This is a genomic window from Legionella steelei (genome assembly GCF_001468005.1).
Taxonomy (GTDB): domain Bacteria; phylum Pseudomonadota; class Gammaproteobacteria; order Legionellales; family Legionellaceae; genus Legionella; species Legionella steelei.
Window position 1 is genome coordinate 482,643 of record NZ_LNYY01000019.1, and the last position, 22,279, is coordinate 504,921.

The following is a 22,279-nucleotide window of genomic DNA, read 5'->3' on the forward strand; positions in this document are numbered from 1 at the left end:
AATTCGAGAATAGCTAAGGTAAAACTGCTGAAGAGTTAATGGATTATCATAACTTAAGGATAAGTGATGACGCCACAACACGTAATAAGTCAGCTGCTTGACTCTGACTCAGCTCAATATACTCAAAATCTGGATTTATTAAAAAAAATTATTATTACGTCCTACTTAGGTCGTCTGCAGATCAACGGTTTGTCACCAGATAATAAAATTGCTTTGGGTAACTATCTATTTGATAACGAACAGATGATGTTTGATTTCACACGTCTTAGTGATGAGAAAAGAGCATTATTTATGCAATGGTTTTTGGAACCTCATCAACAAGATAAGTCTAAGGTTTTTTTAAGAGGTGTGGCGGTAAATGAATATCGAGGTTTCACCGCTGAGGTTCCTTTAAGTTGGTGGGGTAGAATAGTAAGCTGGTTTCAAGGAAAGTATTTAGAATATTGGAAAACAAGCGACTTAGATTTATCTCTGAAAAAAATATCCAATTATCAACTGACGGGAATTGAGATGTGCCAGGGAAATCATGGGATATTAATTGGTTTCAACCAATTCCTTGTCCCAGGTACTGGAACAAAGTATAAGAGCCCAAATGATGCACAGCAAGAGCCTTTAGGAAATACAAAGAGAGTTTTTATCACAGATAAATTAGTCGATCAGCTTATTTCGCTCAATATAGGAAACATCAAATTTGAATCGGTGTGCAAAAGTCCTCATCCCCAATCTATAGAAGTGTCTGATCTACAAGAACGTCTCGATAAAATGCATGATTATCGAAAAATGCAGCGATTTATGTCGATGAAGCCCTGGTATATGCGAATTTGGAGCTGGTTATTTCCTTGGCTGAGTGATGAAAAAGTTAAAAGCAAATCTATTAAAGAGAAGCAAGTAGTTCCTTTATATGAAACAAAAAAGGTAGAAATATTTCGCTTCTTAAAATCACATGAGATTTTAGTTAGAGAAAGAAAACCTAATGTTAAAAATCTCGTTCTTTGTGGTGGTGGTGCAAAAATTTTTGCACATATTGGTGTTTGGAAGGCGCTGAATGAAGCAAAAATATCTCCTGAAAAATTTGCTGGTAGTTCAGCTGGCGCCATTATGGCTTTAATGTGCTATTTAGGTTATTCAGCATCTGAAATTGAGGAGTTATTTAAACATTTTAAACATGAACATTTAGTACATTTTGACATTAATATTAATGGAATTTCTGAGGCTCATTCGTTAAAGACTGCTCTTGATTATGCAATTGCAAATAAATTAAATCAAATTGTTGCTAAGTATCAAATCCCATATCCAAAAGGGCCAATTACGTTTGCAACCTTAGAAGAAATTAGACAGAAATACCCTGATTGTGGCATAGGAAAAGAGTTAGTGGTTACGACTACGAATAAACGTCAAGGAACAACCCGATATTTCTCATTCTTACGCTCACCAGATTTTGAAGTGAGTGAAGCAGTTAAAACATCTGCAAGTTTTCCTATAGTTTATAGATCAACGGTGATTGATGGAGATGAGCATAATGATGGTGGGGTATTGAATAATTTTCCCACGGAAGCTTTTGTTGATGATCACACTACACTATTGGAATCAGAATATGGCAATAATTTAAAAGTATTAGCGGTCAAGTTTGATGATGGGCCTGAACGAAAGGCAATTGATCGTGTAATGGATAGAGTATATCGGGAAAATATCGTTTTAAACTGGATATATCGTTTGCTAACAGGTGTTAGTGATCCTGCCAGTGGTTGGGAAAAAGACCGTTTGAAATTGAGAAAATATGCATGTCAATCTATTGTGATTAATGTTGATAATGTATCTAGCTCATCGTTTACTGTCGGTGAGGAAACCAGAAAAAAAATGATTGACTCAGGTTATGAAGAGACAAAAAACTACTTAAATTTGCGGTATCACAAAAATGAATCAGATGAATATGAAAATGAGGAGTTTATGTATGAGACATTTAGTTCGCTAGGTGAGTTACTCTCTTATTGTTGTTATAGAGGGGATAAGAAATGGTTTGATAAAGTGTATCAACTTATTGAGGAATCTACTGCTCCTAATCGTATTGAGCTAATAAAGCAGGCCCAAGAATTAAAGGCCCTTTATTTCAACTCAGGCTCTTCTTCATTAAGAGGTTCCTCACATGACGAGCATCCATTAACATTCTTTGGAAATGAAATACCGAATGTCTTATCTTCTAGTAGAACTGATAATCATCAAATTTTGCTAGCAGTATATCCAGTGTTTTTAAAATTATCATCATCATTCCTAAAAGACGGCACAGACAAAAAAATCTTTGATTATGCTCGCCATTCTTTTTTGTTGAAAAATCCTTTTGCATGTTTAGACCATTTTGCAAAAATTCGCAATGAGACGCATATCATCCTACACATTGTTATTAATTTATTAAAAGAGCTTAGAAAAAACCCCAACGAAAAGGTATATGCAGCATTGAGTCAAGTGCTTAAGTTATTGAATGAGGATAAAAACCTTGATAAAGAAGAGTATTTTGCGCGTTGGGATTTGTCCTTGCCTCAATGTTTACGTATGTTACGTTTATTGAATAAGGATGCGCAAATTAATACTCACTTACTTCGAGCCATGAGCAGGAAAAGTGAGCCTATGCAAACAGTAGTTTCAGGTGTTTATCATGAAGAAGATGGTCATAGTGACTCCGAGCCTGATGGGGCATTTTCTTTTAGTATGTAATTTTTTTGAAATACATGCTATTTTGTTTGCACCAACTCGCACCATGAATAGACAAGGAATCTGTTTGTTCCATGAAAATAAAAGGTTTTACACTTCTTGAATTGCTTATTGCGATGACCCTATTTTTAGGGTTATCAATAATAGGAATTGCTTCATACACTTATTTTATCAATAAAAATGAGCAACAAACAATCATTGATGAACTGCGAACGGCAATTCAATATGCCAAGATCCAGGCTATGATTCTTGGCAACCCTGTATACCTTGCTCCTTTAAATAGCTCATCAGATTGGTCAAACGGTGTGGTTTTGAGATTCTTAAATAAGCAAACAAATCAACTGAAACTAATTTATCAATGGCAATGGAGTCATCCTCGTTGGCGTTTGAGTTGGGAGGGGGCTGGTTCAACAAAAAAGATTATATTTGCAACGTCTCTAGGCCAAGGAATGAGCAATGGACATTTTATCCTAGTGAATAAAGTGACTCATGAGCAAGTCACTATGATTTTAAATCGACTAGGAAGAATAAGAGTCAAAGGTCACCCTATCAAGGAATAGGCATAGTTGAGCATAGACAGAACGTCTCCCTGTGGCCTATTATGAATAAGATTCAGCAATAACTTGTCGCTGGTGCGTTAATTTTGTAAGATCTTACTGAAATATATTTTGTTATAAGTAGCTAAGATCCATGCCTATTAATCCCCAATCTATTTTTACAGTAAATGCTCAAAGTTCTGAACATCTTTCAGAATGGCTTAATCACCAAGCGTCATTAACTGACAAATTGTACCAAATAAAAGGTGATGCTCAAATTGAGCTTATTTCCCAATGTTGGGTGAATACTGATTGGTGGGATAAAAATCTTCTACAGATTCAAGATGAAATGGCTTTTCAACGTGAAATCATTATGAAAAGTGGTGGTGTCGCTTATTGGTATGCTCGCAGTATTATTCCCAAAAAATGTTATGATCTTGATCCTGCTTTCTTTGGCCGTCTAAAAGATGAATCAATAAAAAATTTAATTTTTAATGAAGAGAAAGTACATCGTCTTAAATGGTTCAGCTATCCTGCTGATCAGCAATGTTTAGAATACTATTGGGTCAAACGACATGTAAACTCAGTTAATGGAGTACTCTGGGTTCGCCTCGCAGAATTCTCATTTCAACAAAAGGAATCATTTTACTTAGTTGAAATTATGTTACCCGAACTGGAAAGGATTACTCCATGAAATGGGATGCATATTGGCGATTAATGCGCTTTGATAAACCTGTTGGAATTTTGTTGCTTTGGTATCCAACAGCATGGGCATTGTGGCTCGCAAATAAAGGGATGCCTTCACTGAGACTATTCATCCTTTTTTTATGTGGTACTGTCCTGATGCGTGCTGCAGGATGTGTTATCAATGATATTGCAGATCGAAATATCGACAAACATGTTGCTCGCACTAAGTTCAGACCGTTAACTGCTGGTGAAGTCAGCTTAGCGGAAGCCTTTATTTTATTAATAATATTACTTTTAACCGCATTATTTATATTAATTCAGTTACCTCGTAATTGTTTTTATCTGGGATTAATCGCGTTATTTGTGTCCTTTTTATATCCATTTTGCAAACGCTTTCTAGAGGCGCCACAAATGATTCTTGGCTTGGCATTTTCTATGGGTATTCCCATGGCTTATGTCGCCTCAGATTTGGCTTTAAATGCGGAATGTTTCTTATTATTTCTAATGAATTTTTCTTGGATTCTTGTTTATGACACCATGTATGCTATGGCGGATAAAGAGGATGATTTAAGAATTGGTGTCAAATCTACTGCAATATATTTTGCAAGCCATGACCGATTGATTATTGCTTTATTGCAAAGCTTATTTCACAGTTTGTGGTTGTGTTGGGCATTGATGGAGCAGACAAACTTGTGGTTTTATATCTTTTGGTTTGTAGCAGGTATAGTCTTGATTCATCAACAAAAGCTGATTAATAAAAGAGACCCACAAGATTGTTTTAAAGCATTTATTGTGAGCGCCTATTACGGTGCATGGATGTGGTTAGCAGTCGCTCTTGCTCGATAATTACTCCATGAAGAAATTATTGATGAGGGCTATCTCTATCTTCCTTATCAAATTTTTTTTCATCAAGATCTCTCATGCCCTGAACAATGCTTTTCATTTTTTTCTGTAGCATCTCCTGTTGTTCTTCTTGAGGTTGTACAGTGGGGTCTGTTGTGGGAGCTTGTTCTGATTTTTTCGGTTGTTGAACTTCTTCGCGGAGTTTTATGGGTCTTACTTTGGGATCATATTCTATTAAAGTATAGGGTTTGATGCTATCTTCTTCGTGCTCGCATTCCTCTTTATTTTTCGCCATTAAATCGAACTTGGCGCTTTCACCTATAAGAATAATAGGTTTTCCTTCTGGTGACTTATAAACGGCTGCAACACCGTAATTATATGCGGGACCTACATTCTCTGCGGCTTGCACTAAAATTTTTGGTCCTTTCTCCTTAAAATGTTCTTGTAAATTTTTCGCAAAAGTTAATGCTTTTCCAGTATTTAACGCCACTCCTTTTTCGAAAATGAGTATTTCTCCAATCTCAGATGCGGGTATCGCGTCAAATAGAGGCTTTCCACCTAAGACAGTCCCTGTATTCTCTTTGATATTGATAAACGGGGTATTACCATGATAAAGCCCGATATCCCCATTTTTAAACATAAAGATGGCTGGAAAACATGAGGCTAATGAATGAGTTAATATAATTCTATTATCTTTTGCTTTTAATATTTCTAGAGAGCCAATACCTACATTTATGGCTTTAGCCTGTGCTTCTTCAGCGATTACTAAGGCAGATGCATGATAAAGGCCAGAGGGTAATTCTTTTGTCGACTTGACACGGGGTTGAAGTGGTCAACCAAAATGTTACACCCCAGTTAAGCAACTTTCGTTAAAAAATCACTCTGTTTTTCAAATTGATTTGGGCTTAAATATCCTAAATAAGAGTGCAATCTATGGCTGTTATAGAACATAGTGATGTAATTCAAAATGTCCTGTTGGGCTTCCCATCGAGTTTGATAATTTCGCCATTGAACTCGTTCTTTTTTTAAACTTCCAAAGAAACTTTCAATGACACTATTATCCCAGCAATCTCCTTTTTTACTCATACTGCCAATATAGCCTTTACTCGTTAATAAGTTACGGTATTGGTAACTTGCGTATTGAGTTCCCCTGTCTGAATGAACAATGAGACCTGATGATGGTTTTCGCTGCCAAATAGCCATATTCAGAGCATCACAGACTAATGTTGCTTTCATTCTAGAACCCATACTCCAACCCACTATTTTTCTTGAAAATAAATCCATAACAACTGCTAAATAAAGCCAGCCTTCCTGAGTCCAGACATAAGTAATGTCGGATACATAAGCTTTATTTGCTTCTTTAACATCAAATTGTCTATTTAAAACGTTTTCATAAACTGGTTGTTTATGATTGCTATTTGTTGTCACTTTGTATTTCTTTCGATAACGAACAAAAACTTGCGCTTCTTTCATTAAACTTTGCGTTCGTCTTCGACCTACTGGATAACCTAATGCATTTAAAGCATTCTTCATCCTGCGGCTTCCATAACAATACTGGCTGGCTTCAGCTATTTTCTTTACCCATTTAATAATCTCCTGATGCTCAGGATCATCTGGTTTATTTGTTTGGCGTTGCTGATAACTGTAATATCCATGCCGTGTAATGCCCAGTAGTTGGCACATCACGCCAACTGGCCAGCTCTTCTTATTTTGGGCAACAAACGAATATTTTATTTCGTTTCTTGAGCAAAGAAGATCGCCGCCTTTTTTAATATTTCCTTTTCCATTTTAAGGCGCTTATTTTCTTCTTGCAGACGGCGTATTTCTAATTGTTCTGCAGTTAAGTTCATTATCTCTTAACTGGGGTGTACAGATCTATTAAACCACTTCGGGGTTGACCTTCAGCATCACTATCTATAGTTAAAATTGGCATGGGGTATCTCCTAATAAACTGACCTATATCGATAATAATAGAGTAGATAATTGGAAGTTGTTTTTAATAACCCACTCAGTGCGGACTAATGTATTCAGTTGGACGTCAGCATAGATGAAATCTATTTTTGCATGCAATAAACTACACGTGTTAGATCAAATAGAAGCGCCAATAATTGGTCAGTAAGAACTATTTTATCCTATAATGAATAGATACAACTAATATTGATATTAAGATCTAGTAAGGATTTAGTTATGGCTTACCCTGTATATATTTTGGTAGATACTGCGAATATAAAAACAGAGGTTAGAGGGGAATGTTTTACATCTGAGGACGAGTTCTTGAAGAAAACAAAATTTTCTGATCAAGAAACCAGAAAAATCGTTTATCGAATACTTTGTGACGATGAAAATGAACGCGATACAATTAAACGGAGCCTAGAAAATCATGAGCAAATAGATTTAAAAAAGTATGTTTCGTCTGTTTGTATTCTTACCCCAGGCAACACTAATTTAGAGTTTGTAAGATTATCCGTAGGCAAAAATATATTATGGGAGAAAGATTTTGCGGAGGCAATGCAAGGAAACCCTAAAAAAGCCGCCTTTGTGTTACAACAATACAATCATCTAATTGCTTGGGATCAACTTTGTGGCGTTATTCTTGCCAACTATACTGATCCTGTATTGCAAAATTCCATTTCATATTGGTTGGAAAAAAGACAATTACCCCTTCATCGTTTGGCTTTAAGGGATGAAGGGCTCGCAAAAGTTATATTTTCTACTCCCTTAGCGAAACATCTCTCAGTTGAGCAGTTAGTAGATGTTGTGAATAAACACTCTCTTATATATCAAGAGGTCACTGAGTCCGGGCAACTAGATGCTCATGCTGTTCTCAACAAAAGCTTTAACTCGCAATTAAGAGAAAAAATTCAAAAGAATCCTATTCTGAATAAAATATATACTGGGGTTAAAGCTACAATCAGCCCTATTGCAATTACTCATGTACAAATGATGCATGATGCGATTAAGGAAGAGCTTTATTCTATCATGGAAGAGAGAGAAAAAAATACAAATACTCTCAGTCCTAAATTACGAGAACAAGTTGCTTACTCTCAATTCAAAGTCGCTCAGCTTATTTTGAATAATCCAGATAAAGTTATTGTACTTGAAGGATTCGATCATAAAATGACTCCGGAAAATGTTAGTAATGACACCTTTAAGAAAGTTATTGAGCATTTTCCAACAGGAATTCCTAAAGATTTTAATGAGCTCTCTACAGAGCAAAAAGAGCTTTTAAGAGTTCATATGGCACCCATTGTTCTACTATGTCTTGGTCAGATTCCTGCAGTTTACCCTGCATCTACACCAAAACTAGCCCAAGAAGTACATGCGGCAATTAAGGAGAAAGAAAAAAGTGAAAATCCTATAGATGAGCTCTTAATAATTGAAGAAAAATTTCGTTCTGAAAGAGAGATGCAAGCAATTGATGGTTGCTTGGACGCGGCTAATGAGTCAGGGCGCACTGAAGTATTCCTGGTGTTTGGAGGAAACCACAAGTTTTATGAATATAAGGCCGAGGATAATTTATATTTGATGATGCAACCTCAAGATATGACCCCATCTGATCTAGAGCATAAAAAGAGTAAGCTATTCATAGACTCAGGAACAGTTGAGACTTTTGTTAATGTGGATCAAGATCAGGGGGATACGGCAAAAACAAAATCAATAAATGATTTTGTGTCCAAATTTAAAAAACAAGCTGATCCGATGCAAGATGATATAAATCCTGAAGAGCATTGCAATCAATTTAAATCTAATTAGCATTTAAATAATCATTAAATAAGTGACTCATCTAACAAATCAAGGGACAGCATTGGTGCCTATGTCCCAAGAAAACAAGTCGAGGGACATGGGAATAAGGTTAAGTTCCTGAAATCACTTTTTTAGAAATGAGGAGGAACAAGAAACAGTTCAGATTTTAAAACGTCTCGCTGCCATTATCTGCAACAACACGGGTGTGTTTTCCATAAATGACAAGAATTTTTTGTTTTGCTTTTAGTTTAAGATCCTCAGCCTGAACTACAGAAATAATTCCGCCTGAGTTTAATCTAATGACGTATTCAACACCACGTGTTTGGCTGTAGCCATTATCAACAAAACTATTATTTGCGCTTTTTGTTGTATTATTCGTATTGCGATGCAAGTTTACAGGGCGTTTAGAAAGAACGGTACCTGGAATTACTTTTTTAATCTTGCCAACTTCACTTGTATCATACTCACCGGGAGGTAAGGCTTTATTACAGCTTATTAAAATAAAGCCAAAAAGTAATACTAAAACAGATTTAAATAGGTTGTTTCGATTCATAAGACATAAACTCCAGTTAGGAACATGGCCGAACTAATTATCCTCAAGATAGGTCACGGAGAAATTATCCTGTAATCATTAGGGAATTATTCGTGTCATGTCATCAATTTATATTGGCCGCACGCAGTATAACCGAGAATTAAATGATTTTTAACAGTTCATCTAATAAACTGCTTGCTCCTATGCGAAACCAGCTTTGGTTAATTTGCCTTTTAATGATTAATTCTGCGAGTATCGCATAATGGTATGCATCCTGGGGCTTTTTAACCCCGCCTGATACCTTAACGCCACATTCTGCTTGTGTATCTCTAATGGCACTTAAAATAGCAAATACTGCGGATAAAGATGCTCCAACAGGTATTTTACCTGTAGATGTTTTAATAAAGTTGCAACCTAACTCAATTAACTCATTACTTACATTGTAAACGGTTTGCATATCAGGAAACGCGCCCGTTTCCAAGATAATTTTTAATGCAAGATTGTGTTGTTTACATAATTTTGAGACAGCATGACATTGGTTTAATGCCTTTTGATGTTGTCCTTGTAGATAGATCTGATAGGGGAGGACAAAATCAATTTCAGCCACACCCAACAGCATTGCTTTTTCTATAGATGCAAGTGAAGAATCTAATGAATCATTTCCCTGAGGAAAGTTGATAACTGTAGCTAAGGGAATGGTATTTTGTGAGGAAAATTGTTCTAAGTGCTGCAAGTAAACACATATTGCGGCAACTCGATTCAGATTTGCATTCTGTTTTAGCTGAGATAATGATTCAACGGTTGCTTGCTCATCCAATAAGGTGAGATCTATTGTCTGAATGAGTTGCTCAGCTGTTATGGCTCTATGAGCATAACCCCCAAGCAACAGATGCATGACTTCGTTAAAGTGGTTCGCTAATGTCACTTTAAGCTCGCAATGTATTGTTTTAGGATGCGATTCAACTTTTCCGCTGCTCCTTCTGCCATTGCAACGACTGAGTCATGGCTATGGGCTGTTTTTGAAAGACCAGTAGCGTAATTAGTAATCATGGCAATTACTGCTACATGCATGGAGCAGTGATTGGCTACTAAAACTTCCGGAACTGTAGACATTCCAACTGCATCTGCTCCCCAAAGTTTAAATGCTCTAATTTCTGCGGCTGTTTCATAGTGAGGGCCTAAAACAGAGATATAAACCCCTTCAGTCAGTTTTATTGAGTTTTGTTCTGCAATTGATAATAAATCAAAACGCATTTGTTGATCATATGCGTTATCCAAAGGATAAAATCTTGGGCCAAATTCATCATCATTAGGACCGATTAGAGGATTACTTGGTTGTAAATTAATATGATCTGATATGAGCATTAATTCTCCAGGGCCAACATCTTCTCTTAATGAGCCTGAGGCATTGGTTGCAATAAAATAATTGCATCCTAAAAGTTTCAATGTACGAATATAGGTTTTAACTGTTTCATAGTTTTCTATACCTTCATACGTATGAGCGCGACCTTGCAAACATACTACGCCTACGTTGTTCCAATATCCGAGAATTAAATTGCCACCATGTCCTTGTACGGTAGTTTTAGGGAAGCCAGGTAACTCTTCATAATTAATACGTACTGAATCGTGCAACTCATCGGCAAATTTACCTAATCCTGAACCCAAAACTATGCCAATAGTTGGCTTAAATGAAGGATGTAGTTTCTGGATATATTTTGCTGCTAAATGAGCATAGCTCTGCTTTGTTGCAGTATCTGTCATACAAATGTTCCTATTATGTTAACTTAGGAAAAGCAGTTATCAACTGCTTTTCCTCGGTTTAAGGGTTAAAATCAAACTTAAAAGCCAGGGGCAGGAGCTCATCAATTTTTAAGCTACGCAATATTGAATCTTTATCACATAGATGAATTATTGTATCAGGTGTTGAAAACTCATAAATTCTTTGTCGGCATGCACCACATGGGGAGCACAATGAATTTGCTCCTGAGAGTACAACCATACTTTTAATACACTGCTCACCTGCAGAAACCATAGCGGAGATTGCAGAGGTTTCAGCACAAACTGCCAAACCATAAGAGCTATTTTCCACATTGACGCCCGTATATAAATTATCTTTATCCGTACAAATACAACTGGCTACACTAAATTTAGAGTAGGGTGAGTAAGAGTGGGAAAGTGCTTGATAGGCGTTTGAAATCATTTTCTTAATTTTAGGGTCCATAATCAACTCAATAAAAACAATAGATATTATGTATTCAATTATAAAGAACTATTGGTAGTAAGACTACGTCCAACATCATGTTTCTCATCATCAATTAATTCAGAAGGTTTGGGAGATGGTTTAACTGGCTTATCATTTGTTCTATTAAATAAACCGTTCCAACAACCTGGCTCTGGTGTATCAGAAAGTTCTAAAGCAGGAGATGGACCCAATGTATCACTCATTTGAGCATAACTTTCAGGTGTTGGAGTTGGTTTATGGTCGCCAAATGCAGAGTTCAGCCAGAACTCAAATGCTAATGCACCAAGCCCTACGCAAACGATTAGTGAAAAAATAGTAATTGGTATTGCCAAAGGCGGGAAGAAAAACATAAGCGTGGCAGCGATTGCGGTTACTAAAGTAATTGCACATGTCGTTGCAGCGTAAGACAAATAGGTTTTTTGTTTGGAATAAGAAAAATTGTCATCCTGGGCCGGTGGATTTTTTAATTTATGATATTCTCCAATTGTCCATATGATGTTTCCCAAAAGAAAGAGCCAGGCTGCAGGAGGAAATAATGCAGGTATAAAAACCGCAGCAACGCTGATTACTGTTGCAATTAGTCCTACTAATGAAGAAAGAAGGAACTGCTCTTTAATCTGAGCAAAACCATACCATTTACGATAATGTTCCTCATGATCTGGATGGAGAAGGCATGCCGTAAGCCAAGAAAGATAAGCGAGTAAATAAACCCCAAGAGAAACAAATCTGAAGATGGCAGATACAAGTGGGAACGGTATATACTGAAGCTTGGAAAGCAAAAAGCCAGAGAAGAAAAAAATACCACTTGCTTTATCTAACTTCTGAGCTACGGTCATTATAAAAATAGTCCTGAGGAGCCTATAACCCTGCGAATTGTACCTTAATTAGACAGAAAAAAACAGTTCTGTTTCATGAAATTTAAAGGAATTACTCACTGATAACGTTTTATGTAGTTATAGTTGTGTTTAATTCAGGTTTTTCTATTATAACTAGACTCGTTGAGTTAAGAATAATTCGTACAAGTAACCCTCCGTCAGGGTTATTTAAAGCCATAATTTTACCATGATGCAATTGAACTGCACGAGAGGCAATCGCCAAACCTAAGCCATATCCACCGGTTTTTTTGGTTCTTGATGTATCTACTCTATAGAACGGATTAAAAATTCGCTCGAGCTGATCCTCAGAAACACCAGGCCCTTCATCACTAATATCGATACATACATGTTCTTTTGTTTCATCATATTTTAATGAAACGGTAACGTGCTTGGCCGCAGGCGAGTAATGTAGCGCGTTACGAACTACGTTTTCGACCGCTCTGTGAATTAAACGTTCATCGATCAATAAGTGACAAGGTTCAATTATACCTGCTTGAACTCTAGGTGTATCTTCACCAACTTCATAATTAGCATCTTTAATGATACTGACTAAAAGTGCAGAAAGATCAGTTTCATTTAAATTAAGCTCGGTTGTGGATTTTTCTAAACGAGCAAAGTCCAAAACCTCAGTGATTAAAGCGTTTAATCGTGAGCATTCAAGCTCCATGCGATTAAATTCTGTATCAGCTAAATGTTGCGTTTTATTGCGTCCCAACTCAATGGCAATTTGCAGTCGAGCAAGAGGAGAGCGTAATTCATGAGAAATATCTTGTAGCAGTCTCTCTTTTGAGCTCACTAAAGTTTCTAGTTGCTCTGCCATACGATCAAACTCTTTACTTAATTGAGCAATTTCATCATTATGATGTCCTCTTAAGGGCCCGACACGAGTATTTAATTTTCCAGTCGCAATTGATTTGGCTGCCATACCTAAAGATCGCAAAGGTTGTGTTAAATAACGTGATAATAAGTAACAAATAAGTCCGCTTATAAAGGTGGCTAAGATAAGACGAATAGCAAGTCCTGCCCAGGGAACGCCAACAAAATGATAGATTGGTTTTTCACTAACCGCAGCAAGACGATAAAATTTTCCTGAGGTTGATAAAATTTCGTGACTTACAATAAGTTTCCCTGATTTTAAAATACCTTCACTTAGTTGTTCCTGAAGTAGGTTTTCGGCGACTTCTTTTACATTAGCAGGTGCTGCTTGTGTTCCAATAATTTCACCGGTACTGGATAATAAATAAAGTGACATATGGCGAGATATGCCGATTTTATTCAGCCATTTTAATAAAGCAGCTTGTCTCCCTGACTCATAAGTTGCAACTGCTGCATTCGCATAGCTGTCCATAAATAGTTGCTCTTGTGCAGGTAACGATGATTTTTGCACAATATGACTAATGACCCATGCAGTAGTGAAAATAATAAGAATGGTGGCTAACCAAAATGAAATAAAAATTTTCCAATACAAACTACGCATTAAACATATATCCAAAGCCACGAACCGTCTTAACTATCGGTTCGCCTTGAGGATTATCTCCTAACTTATTTCTTAGATTGCTGATATGCACGTCAATGCTGCGATCATAGGCAGTATATTTTCTACCGAGAGCATATTCAGTGAGTTCTTCTTTTGAAAATGCTTGTCCTGGTGATTTAATAAGCATTTCTAAAATATTAAACTCTGCATTTGTGAGCTCAAGATAATTTCCTGCCATAGTTACATGGCGTTTAGAACAGTCAACAACGATATTGTGTTGTTCAATAATCGGTCTTGATGTGGGGATTTTTTGAGTGCGTCTTAAAATAGCACGTAAACGAGCCACTAGTTCTCGAGGATTACATGGTTTAGGCAAATAATCATCTGCACCGATTTCAAGACCAACGATACGATCAATATCATCCCCTCGAGCGGTTAACATAAGAACAGGGGTCTCCAAATGTTCTCGAATTGCTTTCAATACTTCAAAACCATTTAATTTAGGGAGCATGACATCGAGAATAATTGCGTCAAAAGTCTGATTTAATGCTTTTTTTACGCCACTTTCACCATCATGAACACATACAGCATTAAACCCCTCCGGTACCAGATATTGGGCTAATAAGTCAGTTAGTTCTATGTCATCATCAATTATGAGAATATTACCATTCATAGTTCATTATGCCTTACGTTTATCAATACATTCCATTAACTTAATTCTTCTGGCATCGGCATTAATAATCCTAAATTCAAAAGAATCAATCGTAATGGTTTCCCCTCGTGAAGGTAAATGACCAAAACTATTCATTACAATCCCACCAATTGTATCATAAAATTCATCACTAAAATCCGCGCTTAGTTGTTCATTAAATTCATCAATGGGCATATGAGCTTTCACAATATAGTGTCCATCTTCATGTACTTTAAGGTAGGCATCTTCGTCGATATCAAACTCATCTTCAATATCGCCAATTATTTGTTCAATAATGTCTTCAATGGTGACAAATCCGGAAACTTCGCCATATTCATCTACAACAATAGCCATATGATTTTTGTTGCTGCGAAACTCACTAAGAAGGCTATCCAAACGTCTGCTTTCAGGCACAAAAGCAGTTAATCGACAAATATCTAATAGATCAAAGGTTTCCAAATTAGAGGATTGATAGCGCAGTAAATCTTTTGCATGCAATATTCCAATGATTTCATTAGAATCTGTATCAAGCACTGGAAACCTTGAGTGGCCAGTCTGGGTTACTGTTTTTAGAATATCGCAGAATTCATCATATTGTTTAATACAAACCATCTGATTCTTAGGCAACATGATATCCCGTACGCGCATCTTGGAGAATGAAATAGCGCCTTCTATCATTGCTAAAGTTTCAGCACTAATAAGAGCGCGAATTTGAGCGTCCCTTAATAAACTAACAAGTTCCTCTTGATTTTGTGGTTCTCCCTGTAAAAATTGTTTCAGGCGAGCGAACCACTTACTATTATCTTCCTCTTTATTCAAGTTCAATATCCTCTGCGGTATAAGGATTAGGAAACCCCAGCTCCGCTAACAATTTAATTTCAATAGCTTGCATTATGGTTGCTTCATCATCCTTAATATGATCATAGCCCAATAAATGCAATATTCCATGAATCAAAATCAACGCCCAATGGGCCTCTAAAGGCTTACTCAATTGATTACTTTCTTCTAATAATACATGCGGACAAATCACTACATCACCTAAAAGCGGACATTCAAGCTGTAGTTCAGGAGGCAATGAACTAGGAAATGCCAGCACATTTGTAGTTTTATTTTGTTTTCTGTAAGTATGATTTAAATAAGTCATTTCTTCAGGTGTAACCAGACGAATTGTTAACTCAGCTTCTTTTTGATAATCCCTCAACGCCAGGTGTGCTAGACGTGTTAATTCGTCTTCACTAACGGGTAGGGATTCATCAGTTGCATTTTGAACATCAATATAATAATTCATTATTTTTTTCCTGTTGAAGCATTATCATAGCAGTCAACAATTTTAGATACTAATGGATGTCGTACTACTTCGCGACTTGTGAACGTGTGAATACTAATTTCCGGTATTTTTTTGAATAATCCTACTGCATGGGCAAGCCCTGAATCAATACCTTTTGGTAAATCTACTTGGGTCATATCTCCAGTTACCACAGCTTTTGAACCAAAACCTATGCGTGTTAAAAACATTTTCATTTGCATAATGGTCGTATTTTGGGCTTCATCAAGAATGATGAATGATTCGTTTAACGTTCGGCCACGCATGAACGCCAAAGGCAACACTTCAATAATATCGGTTTGAATTAATTTTTGTGTTTCTTTGAAACCGATCATTTCATACAGTGCATCATAAATAGGTCTTAAATAAGGTAATACCTTTTCCACCAAATCTCCTGGCAGAAAACCTAATTTTTCACCAGCTTCAACTGCTGGCCTAACAAAAATCAATCGTTGTACTTCACCTTTTTCAAAACATTGTATGGCCTTTGAAACAGCCAAATAAGTTTTTCCAGTTCCAGCAGGGCCTACAGCAAACGTGATGTCAAAGCGATCAATTGAATCGAGAAAATCAGCTTGTTTGTTATTTCGCGCAGCAATCGATTTTCGGCATAATTTAACGTGATGAACATTATGAATCATTATTCTTTGGTTTTCCTTAATGAAGAACTATATATTATCAGTATAGTATTTATTATACTGCAAATTAGAAACACGCAAGAATAGTGCAGAAAGCTCATCTTCTGCAAGATTTATGGTACAATCATTCTTTTTGATATAACGCGCATCCATGATCGATCTTCATTGTCATAGCAATTTTTCTGATGGAATGTTAAGTCCAAAAGAATTAATACACAAAGCACAAAGTCAAAAGATTACGTGTCTGTCACTTACCGATCATGATACTGTTACCGGTTATCCAGAGTTACTTGATGCAGCTGCTGCAACATCCATTAAAATAATTAACGGCATAGAACTTAGTGCTCGCTGGAAAAAACATGAGTTACACATTCTAGGCTATCAAATTAATCACACGGCAAGTCTTCTTGAACTTATCGAGCGGCAAAATCTAAGTCGAATCGAGCGCGCACAGCAAATTGGTACTGCTTTAGATTTATTGGGTATTTCAGATGCATATTTAAAAGCGTGTGATTTGGCAGGTCATAAGCGAGTGGGTAGACCACATTTTGCCCAAGTTCTCGTTAATGAAGGTATGGTTAAGGATCTTGCGGCTGCGTTTAAACGTTTTTTAGGTCGAGGTAAGAGCGCCTATGTGCCGACTCCTTGGGTTAGTATTCAAGAAGCAGTGCAGGGCATTATTGCTGCTGGTGGTCAGGCAGTTATAGCGCATCCACTTAAATACGGATTGACGCGTTCTAAATTGCATGAGTTAATTAATGAATTTAAAGAGGCTGGTGGAGCAGGAATAGAAGTCGTCTCGGGAGAAATGACAGTAACCGAAATAAATGAAATGGCTGCAACATGTCTGCGCTTTCATTTATTAGCTTCTTCAGGTTCCGACTATCATGGGAATATTGCTTCACGAGTTAATCTTGGAAGTCAGAAACAACTACCAATAAACTGTACGCCTATTTGGCATGAATGGAACATCTAACAGGGGACTTTAATGAGTCAGTTTTTTGCATTACATCCTGACAATCCGCAAGCTCGTTTGTTGAGAAAGGCGGTGAATATAATCGAAGAAGGGGGATTAATTGTTTATCCTACAGATTCAGGCTACGCATTAGGTTGTAGTTTAGGGAACAAGGCTGCGCTTGAGCGTATTAGAAGATTACGCCAATTGGATAAAAATCATAACATGACTCTCGTGTGTCGAGATCTATCCCAACTTGGCACTTATGCCCGAGTATCAAATCCAATATTCCGATTATTGAAAGCATTCACACCAGGTTCTTATACTTTTATTCTTAATGCAACGCATGAAGTTCCTCGCCTAATGTTGCATCCAAAAAGGAAAACTTTGGGATTACGTGTTCCTAATAATATGATTACTCTTGCACTGTTGGAGTGTCTTGAGGCGCCGTTAATGAGTACTACATTAATTCTTCCCGGTGCTAAGGCTCCATTAAGTGAACCTGAAGCGATTCGTGATCTACTAGGAAATCAAATTGATTTGGTTATTGATGGTGGTAATTGCGGTCATGAACCTACAACGGTAATTGATTTAACAGGTGATTATCCAGTCATAATAAGGGAGGGGAAAGGTGATCCGGAGCCCTTTAGATAATTAATAAAGAATATATACGTTTCTATAATATTTAAAAAGAGGATATTGATGTCAGCACTATTTAGTTCCAATAAACGAGTTGTTTCTGGAATGCGAGTCAGCGGAAGATTACATCTTGGTCACTACCATGGTGTAATAAAAAATTGGGTCAAACTACAACATCAATATGATTGCTTCTTTTTTGCAGCCGATTGGCATGGCTTAACAACACAATATGATGAACCAGGTTTTATTGAAAAACATCTATGGGATATGATTATTGATTGGCTGGCTTGTGGTGTGAACCCTGGGTTATCACGAATATTTATTCAATCATGGGTTCCAGAGCACGCGGAGCTTCATTTACTTTTATCAATGATTACTCCTTTGGGGTGGCTTGAGCGGGTACCGAGCTTTAAAGATCAGCAAGAAAAGATAAAAGAAAAAGATTTATCAACATATGGTTTCTTAGGCTATCCCTTATTACAAAGCGCTGATGTTCTAATTTATCATGCTGATTATGTTCCAGTTGGAGAAGATCAGGTATCTCACATTGAGTTGACCCGAGAAATTGCGCGCAGATTTAATCACATCTATGGCAAGGAACCTAATTTTGAAGAGCTTGCAGCTGAAGCAATTAAAAAAATGGGGAAAAAGAATAGCAAGTATTATAGTGAATTACGCCGGCAATTTCAGGAGCATGGGAATCATGAGGCAATTAAAACGGCACAGGCTCTTTTAGAAGATCAATCTAACTTATCTATTGGAGATAAAGAGCGCTTGTTAGGCTATTTAGAGGGCAGCGGTAAAATTATTCTACCTGAACCCCATCCACTTCTTACTGAGACTGCCAAAATGCCTGGCCTTGATGGACAGAAAATGTCCAAATCTTATCACAATACAATTATGTTAAGAGAAGCACCAGACCAGGTTGAAAAAAAGGTACTGACTATGCCTACTGATCCTGCGCGAGTCAAACGTACAGACCCTGGCGAACCTGAAAAATGTCCAGTTTGGCAATTCCATAAAATTTACTCAAATAATGAAGTGAAAGATTGGGTGCAAAAAGGTTGTCGCTCTGCAGGAATTGGTTGTATTGAATGTAAAAGACCTGTTGTGGACGCGATTAATAAAGAGTTACAACCTATTCAGGAGGCGATTGCTGAATATGAATCTGATTTAAGTTCAGTGAAACGAATCGTTTCTGAAGGAAGTGAGGCAGCACAAGAAGTGGCTAGTAAAAACTTGAGCACAGTCCGAGAGGTCATGGGACTGGATTATTGATACTAAGTTTCATAGAGCTTGTTTCAACAGGCTCTAAGGAAACAATCCTGGGTCACATGTTTCTCCCATTCTATTATTTATTATGCCAATCTTTAAAAGGGCTCTGTAAGAGCCGGTTAAGAATGAGTTGTGAGCATGGGTATTGAAAATATTGAGATATCAAACAATCTGGAAATAAAAGCCATAGTTGATGGTAAGGAGCTTACAGAGCTTCCGGATGATTTATTTATTCCACCTGATGCACTAGAAGTACTGTTGGATTCTTTTAGCGGCCCACTCGATTTACTTTTATATCTTATTCGCAAACAGAATATTGATATTTTGGATATTCCTATTGTAAGTATTACCAAACAATATTTGCATTACATTCAATTGATGGAGTGCAGACGATTGGAGTTGGCCGCTGATTATTTATTGATGGCTGCTATGCTTGCAGAAATAAAGTCACGACTATTGCTACCGGCTCCACCCACGAGTGATGATGAAGAGGAAGAAGATCCCCGAATGGCATTGGTACGAAGACTTCAAGCCTATGAGCAAATAAAAATTGCTGCAGAGCTTCTTGATGCGCTTCCTCGACAAGAACGCGACCATTTTATCATTCAAGTAGCTCCTTCTGAGCTTGAGCGAATAGTTGTGCATCCAGAGGTTCAGCTTGAGGATTTAATTGAAGCAATGAAATCATTGTTGCAAAGAGAAGAACAAATAAGTCATCATCAGGTTTCACGTGAGGCGTTATCTGTTCGTGAACGAATGAGTCATATTTTGTTGCAACTACAGGAGCACAAAGTTTTAGAGTTCAATCAACTATTCTCCGCTAAAGAAGGACGAATTGGGTTGGTTGTTTCTTTGTTAGCGATTTTAGAGTTAGCAAGACAATCACTTATTGTAATAACACAAAATGAAGCATTTTCTCCAATACATTTACAGGCAGCATAAAATGGATGAAAAGGAATTAAAAAATATAATAGAAGCATTACTTTTAAGTGCCAATGAACCCATATCACTAGACAGATTATTAGAAGTTTTTGATGAATGGCAAAGACCTACTAAAGAGCACTTGAGTTTTATTATCAATGACTTAAGAGAAGATTATACAGCCAGGTCTTTTGATCTTATTCAAGTTGCAACAGGTTTTATGATACAAACTAAAAAAGAATATAGTCACTGGATTGCGCGAATGCAAATCGAGAAGCCAACTAAATATTCTCGAGCTTTACTTGAAACTTTAGCTATTATTGCTTATAAGCAACCAGTTACACGAGCCGATATTGAGGAGTTACGTGGAGTTACCGTAAATAGTCAAATAATGAAAACGTTATTGGAAAGAGAATGGATTCGTGTTTCTGGTTATAAAAATGTAGCAGGTAAACCTGCTGTATACACAACAACAAGAGAATTTTTAAATTATTTTAATTTAAAATATTTAAATGAACTTCCAACCTTACCAGAGGTTATGGAAGCATTGACCTTACATAATCCTAATGAAGAGTATATTACCGAATGAGCAGCGAAAGGTTACAAAAAATACTAAGCCAGGCAGGTCTTGGATCGCGACGAGAGATGGAGCGCTGGATAGAAAATGGTTGGGTACAAGTGAATGGAAAGCCTGTAAAATTAGGGGATTCAGCAAGTGCTGAAGATAAAATCACAGTAAAAGGGAAGTTAATCCCTAATCCACTTAAGGTAAGACAAAACATACGTATTCTACTTTATCACAAACCTGTTGGTGAAATTTCAAGTCGTCATGATCCTAAGTTTGAGAAAACAGTTTTTGATCGTTTGCCCCATTTACGACAAGGGCGATGGGTACAAGTAGGGCGTTTGGATTTAAATACGTCTGGATTGCTTATATTTACCAATAATGGTGATTTAGCCAATCAATTAATGCATCCTAAATATGAATTAGAAAGGGAGTATGCTGTTAGAGTTCATGGTCAGGTTAACCCTGATGCATTAAATAAACTGCAAAAAGGCGTTGAGCTTGAAGATGGAATAGCTAAATTTACTCGCTTGGAGTTTCGTGGCGGTGAGGGAACTAACTCTTGGTATCATGTGACCTTAAATGAAGGACGTAATCGAGAGGTTCGACGTCTGTGGGAATCGCAGGGTGTTGAAGTAAGTCGGTTGATACGCATTCGTTATGGTATGTTAACTATGCCAAGATTTTTGTCACGTGGACAATGTCATGAGCTATCACCTAAAGAGGTTACAGAGTTTTTATCTTCTTTACCAAAAGAGTAATGCTTGGCGTTGTTTGTAGTTTTGTCGCCTGGGTGGATGGCATAGCCCAACCCGGGGATTCACTTAGCAAGAAACCCGGGTTGCGCTGCACCCAGGTTACCAAACATTGATGCTACATGGTAGATTTTAAACCGTATAGTTTTTCTTACTAAAGGGTTTTAGTGATTCCGCGATGTTTTTATATAATTCAGGAAGCCATCTGGGTTGAGCAAATGTAGAAGTAGATGCTTTATTTTCACGTAAATCATTTGGCGCAATAATGACTTGAATATTATCGAGACCAACGCGACGTGCCAAAATAAACAGCTGATCTATCGCTAGATTACCAACTGCCAAACAACCTACTGATAAGTCTTTACCATGGATAAAAATATTATTACCTAAATTTCTTCTTCCATCTTGATAGCCTTTTTGCTTATCGAAATTATTAGGGTAATTAATCATCATCGACAAATGCATGCTACTAAATGGGTTAAAATTAACTAGCTTATAAACACCTTCTGGAATTTGCTTGTCATTTTCACGTAATTTAGGTCCTAATCGACCACTAAAGCCAGTTAAAGGGTAGTCGTGGATATGTTTCCAATTTTGATCAGGATTTTTAGCCCAAAGTTCTACTTTTCGTTCTGATTTAAAAGCAAGTAAAGCGATTTCGCGTGGAGGGTAATTTACTTTCGCTTTAGAAAAATACGATTTAAGTCGGGGTTCAACACGTAAGCCATAACGCTTTATTGCCTTATCAACTGCCTGATCCCAATTAAGTTTAGGTGCCATAGCGTGGCAATTAAAACTTAGTATCATTATGACAAGGGCTAATATCCGTTTCATATAAACATTAAAGTGATGAATTGTTGGCATGTTATCAAAT

The 22,279-nt window shown here is 37.0% G+C and carries 23 protein-coding genes and 1 pseudogene; 11 read left to right on the plus strand and 13 right to left on the minus strand.

The features are described 5' to 3' along the window. Window positions 1-66 precede the first annotated feature (66 nt). The 4 genes from vpdC (at window position 67) to ubiA (ending at window position 4,775) form a co-directional block, all read left to right on the plus strand. Window positions 67-2,709: a Dot/Icm T4SS effector VpdC gene (gene vpdC, locus Lste_RS06340; RefSeq protein WP_058510211.1), complete on the plus strand. Its 2,643-nt coding sequence runs from the start codon at window positions 67-69 to the stop codon at window positions 2,707-2,709. 71 nt (window positions 2,710-2,780) lie between these two features. Beyond that, window positions 2,781-3,266 carry a GspH/FimT family pseudopilin gene (locus Lste_RS06345; RefSeq protein ID WP_058510212.1) on the plus strand — a complete coding sequence of 162 codons (486 nt, stop codon included), beginning with the start codon at window positions 2,781-2,783 and terminating at the stop codon, window positions 3,264-3,266. 130 nt (window positions 3,267-3,396) lie between these two features. After that, complete coding sequence (locus tag Lste_RS06350) at window positions 3,397-3,936, plus strand: chorismate--pyruvate lyase family protein (protein WP_058510213.1); 540 nt, start codon at window positions 3,397-3,399, stop codon at window positions 3,934-3,936. After that, window positions 3,933-4,775, plus strand: a complete 843-nt coding sequence (gene ubiA, locus Lste_RS06355; RefSeq protein WP_083503920.1) for a 4-hydroxybenzoate octaprenyltransferase — start codon at window positions 3,933-3,935, stop codon at window positions 4,773-4,775. The genes Lste_RS06350 and ubiA overlap by 4 nt, the downstream gene beginning before the upstream one ends. Before the next feature lie 16 nt (window positions 4,776-4,791). Here ubiA and Lste_RS06360 read toward each other — a convergent pair whose 3' ends face one another. Then, the gene (locus Lste_RS06360; protein WP_058510214.1) at window positions 4,792-5,412 is read right to left on the minus strand and encodes a hypothetical protein; all 621 of its coding nucleotides are present in this window, start codon (window positions 5,410-5,412) and stop codon (window positions 4,792-4,794) included. 215 nt (window positions 5,413-5,627) lie between these two features. Next, window positions 5,628-6,616, minus strand: a pseudogene (locus tag Lste_RS06365) (IS3 family transposase); the annotation flags it as partial. A 343-nt stretch (window positions 6,617-6,959) separates the two neighbouring features. Between Lste_RS06365 and Lste_RS06375 the strand changes: the two are divergent. Then, window positions 6,960-8,525: a hypothetical protein gene (locus Lste_RS06375; RefSeq protein ID WP_058510216.1), complete on the plus strand. Its 1,566-nt coding sequence runs from the start codon at window positions 6,960-6,962 to the stop codon at window positions 8,523-8,525. A 157-nt stretch (window positions 8,526-8,682) separates the two neighbouring features. Here the strand turns inward: Lste_RS06375 and Lste_RS06380 are convergent, their stop codons facing one another. The 10 genes from Lste_RS06380 to Lste_RS06425 all read right to left on the minus strand — a co-directional run bounded on the left by Lste_RS06380 (window position 8,683) and on the right by Lste_RS06425 (window position 16,298). Continuing rightward, window positions 8,683-9,069 (minus strand): hypothetical protein, encoded by a 387-nt coding sequence (locus Lste_RS06380; protein WP_058510217.1) that lies wholly within the window; start codon window positions 9,067-9,069, stop codon window positions 8,683-8,685. A gap of 139 nt (window positions 9,070-9,208) precedes the next feature. Further along, the gene (gene deoC / locus Lste_RS06385) at window positions 9,209-9,973 is read right to left on the minus strand and encodes a 2-deoxyribose-5-phosphate aldolase (RefSeq protein ID WP_058510218.1); all 765 of its coding nucleotides are present in this window, start codon (window positions 9,971-9,973) and stop codon (window positions 9,209-9,211) included. Beyond that, a complete protein-coding gene (locus Lste_RS06390) occupies window positions 9,970-10,809 on the minus strand; it encodes a purine-nucleoside phosphorylase (RefSeq protein WP_058510219.1) in 840 nt (279 codons plus the stop codon). Before Lste_RS06390 ends, deoC begins: the two co-directional genes overlap by 4 nt. A gap of 58 nt (window positions 10,810-10,867) precedes the next feature. Continuing rightward, entirely contained in the window at window positions 10,868-11,269 is a 402-nt protein-coding gene (gene cdd, locus Lste_RS06395) for a cytidine deaminase (RefSeq protein WP_058510220.1), read from the minus strand. A gap of 38 nt (window positions 11,270-11,307) precedes the next feature. After that, the gene (locus tag Lste_RS06400) at window positions 11,308-12,126 is read right to left on the minus strand and encodes a hypothetical protein (RefSeq protein WP_058510221.1); all 819 of its coding nucleotides are present in this window, start codon (window positions 12,124-12,126) and stop codon (window positions 11,308-11,310) included. A gap of 109 nt (window positions 12,127-12,235) precedes the next feature. Then, complete coding sequence (gene cpxA / locus Lste_RS06405) at window positions 12,236-13,642, minus strand: two-component system sensor histidine kinase CpxA (RefSeq protein WP_058510222.1); 1,407 nt, start codon at window positions 13,640-13,642, stop codon at window positions 12,236-12,238. Next, on the minus strand, window positions 13,635-14,315 hold the full coding sequence (cpxR, locus tag Lste_RS06410; RefSeq protein WP_058510223.1) for a two-component system response regulator CpxR: 681 nt from the start codon (window positions 14,313-14,315) through the stop codon (window positions 13,635-13,637). The genes cpxA and cpxR overlap by 8 nt, the downstream gene beginning before the upstream one ends. A gap of 6 nt (window positions 14,316-14,321) precedes the next feature. Then, window positions 14,322-15,158, minus strand: a complete 837-nt coding sequence (locus Lste_RS06415) for an HlyC/CorC family transporter (protein ID WP_162264134.1) — start codon at window positions 15,156-15,158, stop codon at window positions 14,322-14,324. Next, window positions 15,145-15,621 (minus strand): rRNA maturation RNase YbeY, encoded by a 477-nt coding sequence (gene ybeY / locus Lste_RS06420; RefSeq protein ID WP_058510225.1) that lies wholly within the window; start codon window positions 15,619-15,621, stop codon window positions 15,145-15,147. The genes Lste_RS06415 and ybeY overlap by 14 nt, the downstream gene beginning before the upstream one ends. Next, on the minus strand, window positions 15,621-16,298 hold the full coding sequence (locus Lste_RS06425) for a PhoH family protein (protein ID WP_083503921.1): 678 nt from the start codon (window positions 16,296-16,298) through the stop codon (window positions 15,621-15,623). Before Lste_RS06425 ends, ybeY begins: the two co-directional genes overlap by 1 nt. A 148-nt stretch (window positions 16,299-16,446) precedes the next feature. Here Lste_RS06425 and Lste_RS06430 point away from each other — a divergent pair, with 148 nt between their 5' ends. The 6 genes from Lste_RS06430 (at window position 16,447) to rluB (ending at window position 21,411) form a co-directional block, all read left to right on the plus strand. After that, window positions 16,447-17,271 (plus strand): PHP domain-containing protein, encoded by an 825-nt coding sequence (locus Lste_RS06430; protein ID WP_058510226.1) that lies wholly within the window; start codon window positions 16,447-16,449, stop codon window positions 17,269-17,271. A 12-nt stretch (window positions 17,272-17,283) separates the two neighbouring features. Further along, entirely contained in the window at window positions 17,284-17,904 is a 621-nt protein-coding gene (locus tag Lste_RS06435) for an L-threonylcarbamoyladenylate synthase (RefSeq protein ID WP_058510227.1), read from the plus strand. A 48-nt stretch (window positions 17,905-17,952) separates the two neighbouring features. After that, window positions 17,953-19,167, plus strand: a complete 1,215-nt coding sequence (locus Lste_RS06440; protein WP_058510228.1) for a tryptophan--tRNA ligase — start codon at window positions 17,953-17,955, stop codon at window positions 19,165-19,167. 135 nt (window positions 19,168-19,302) lie between these two features. After that, window positions 19,303-20,106, plus strand: coding sequence for a segregation and condensation protein A (locus Lste_RS06445; protein WP_058510229.1), 804 nt, complete (start codon window positions 19,303-19,305; stop codon window positions 20,104-20,106). Window position 20,107: 1 nt separating this feature from the next. Next, entirely contained in the window at window positions 20,108-20,674 is a 567-nt protein-coding gene (gene scpB, locus Lste_RS06450) for an SMC-Scp complex subunit ScpB (protein ID WP_058510230.1), read from the plus strand. Beyond that, window positions 20,671-21,411: a 23S rRNA pseudouridine(2605) synthase RluB gene (gene rluB, locus Lste_RS06455; RefSeq protein ID WP_058510231.1), complete on the plus strand. Its 741-nt coding sequence runs from the start codon at window positions 20,671-20,673 to the stop codon at window positions 21,409-21,411. Before scpB ends, rluB begins: the two co-directional genes overlap by 4 nt. Before the next feature lie 126 nt (window positions 21,412-21,537). On the opposite strand, the gene Lste_RS06460 is transcribed toward rluB, so the two are convergent. Further along, on the minus strand, window positions 21,538-22,239 hold the full coding sequence (locus tag Lste_RS06460; protein WP_193393417.1) for a L,D-transpeptidase family protein: 702 nt from the start codon (window positions 22,237-22,239) through the stop codon (window positions 21,538-21,540). Window positions 22,240-22,279: the final 40 nt, after the last annotated feature.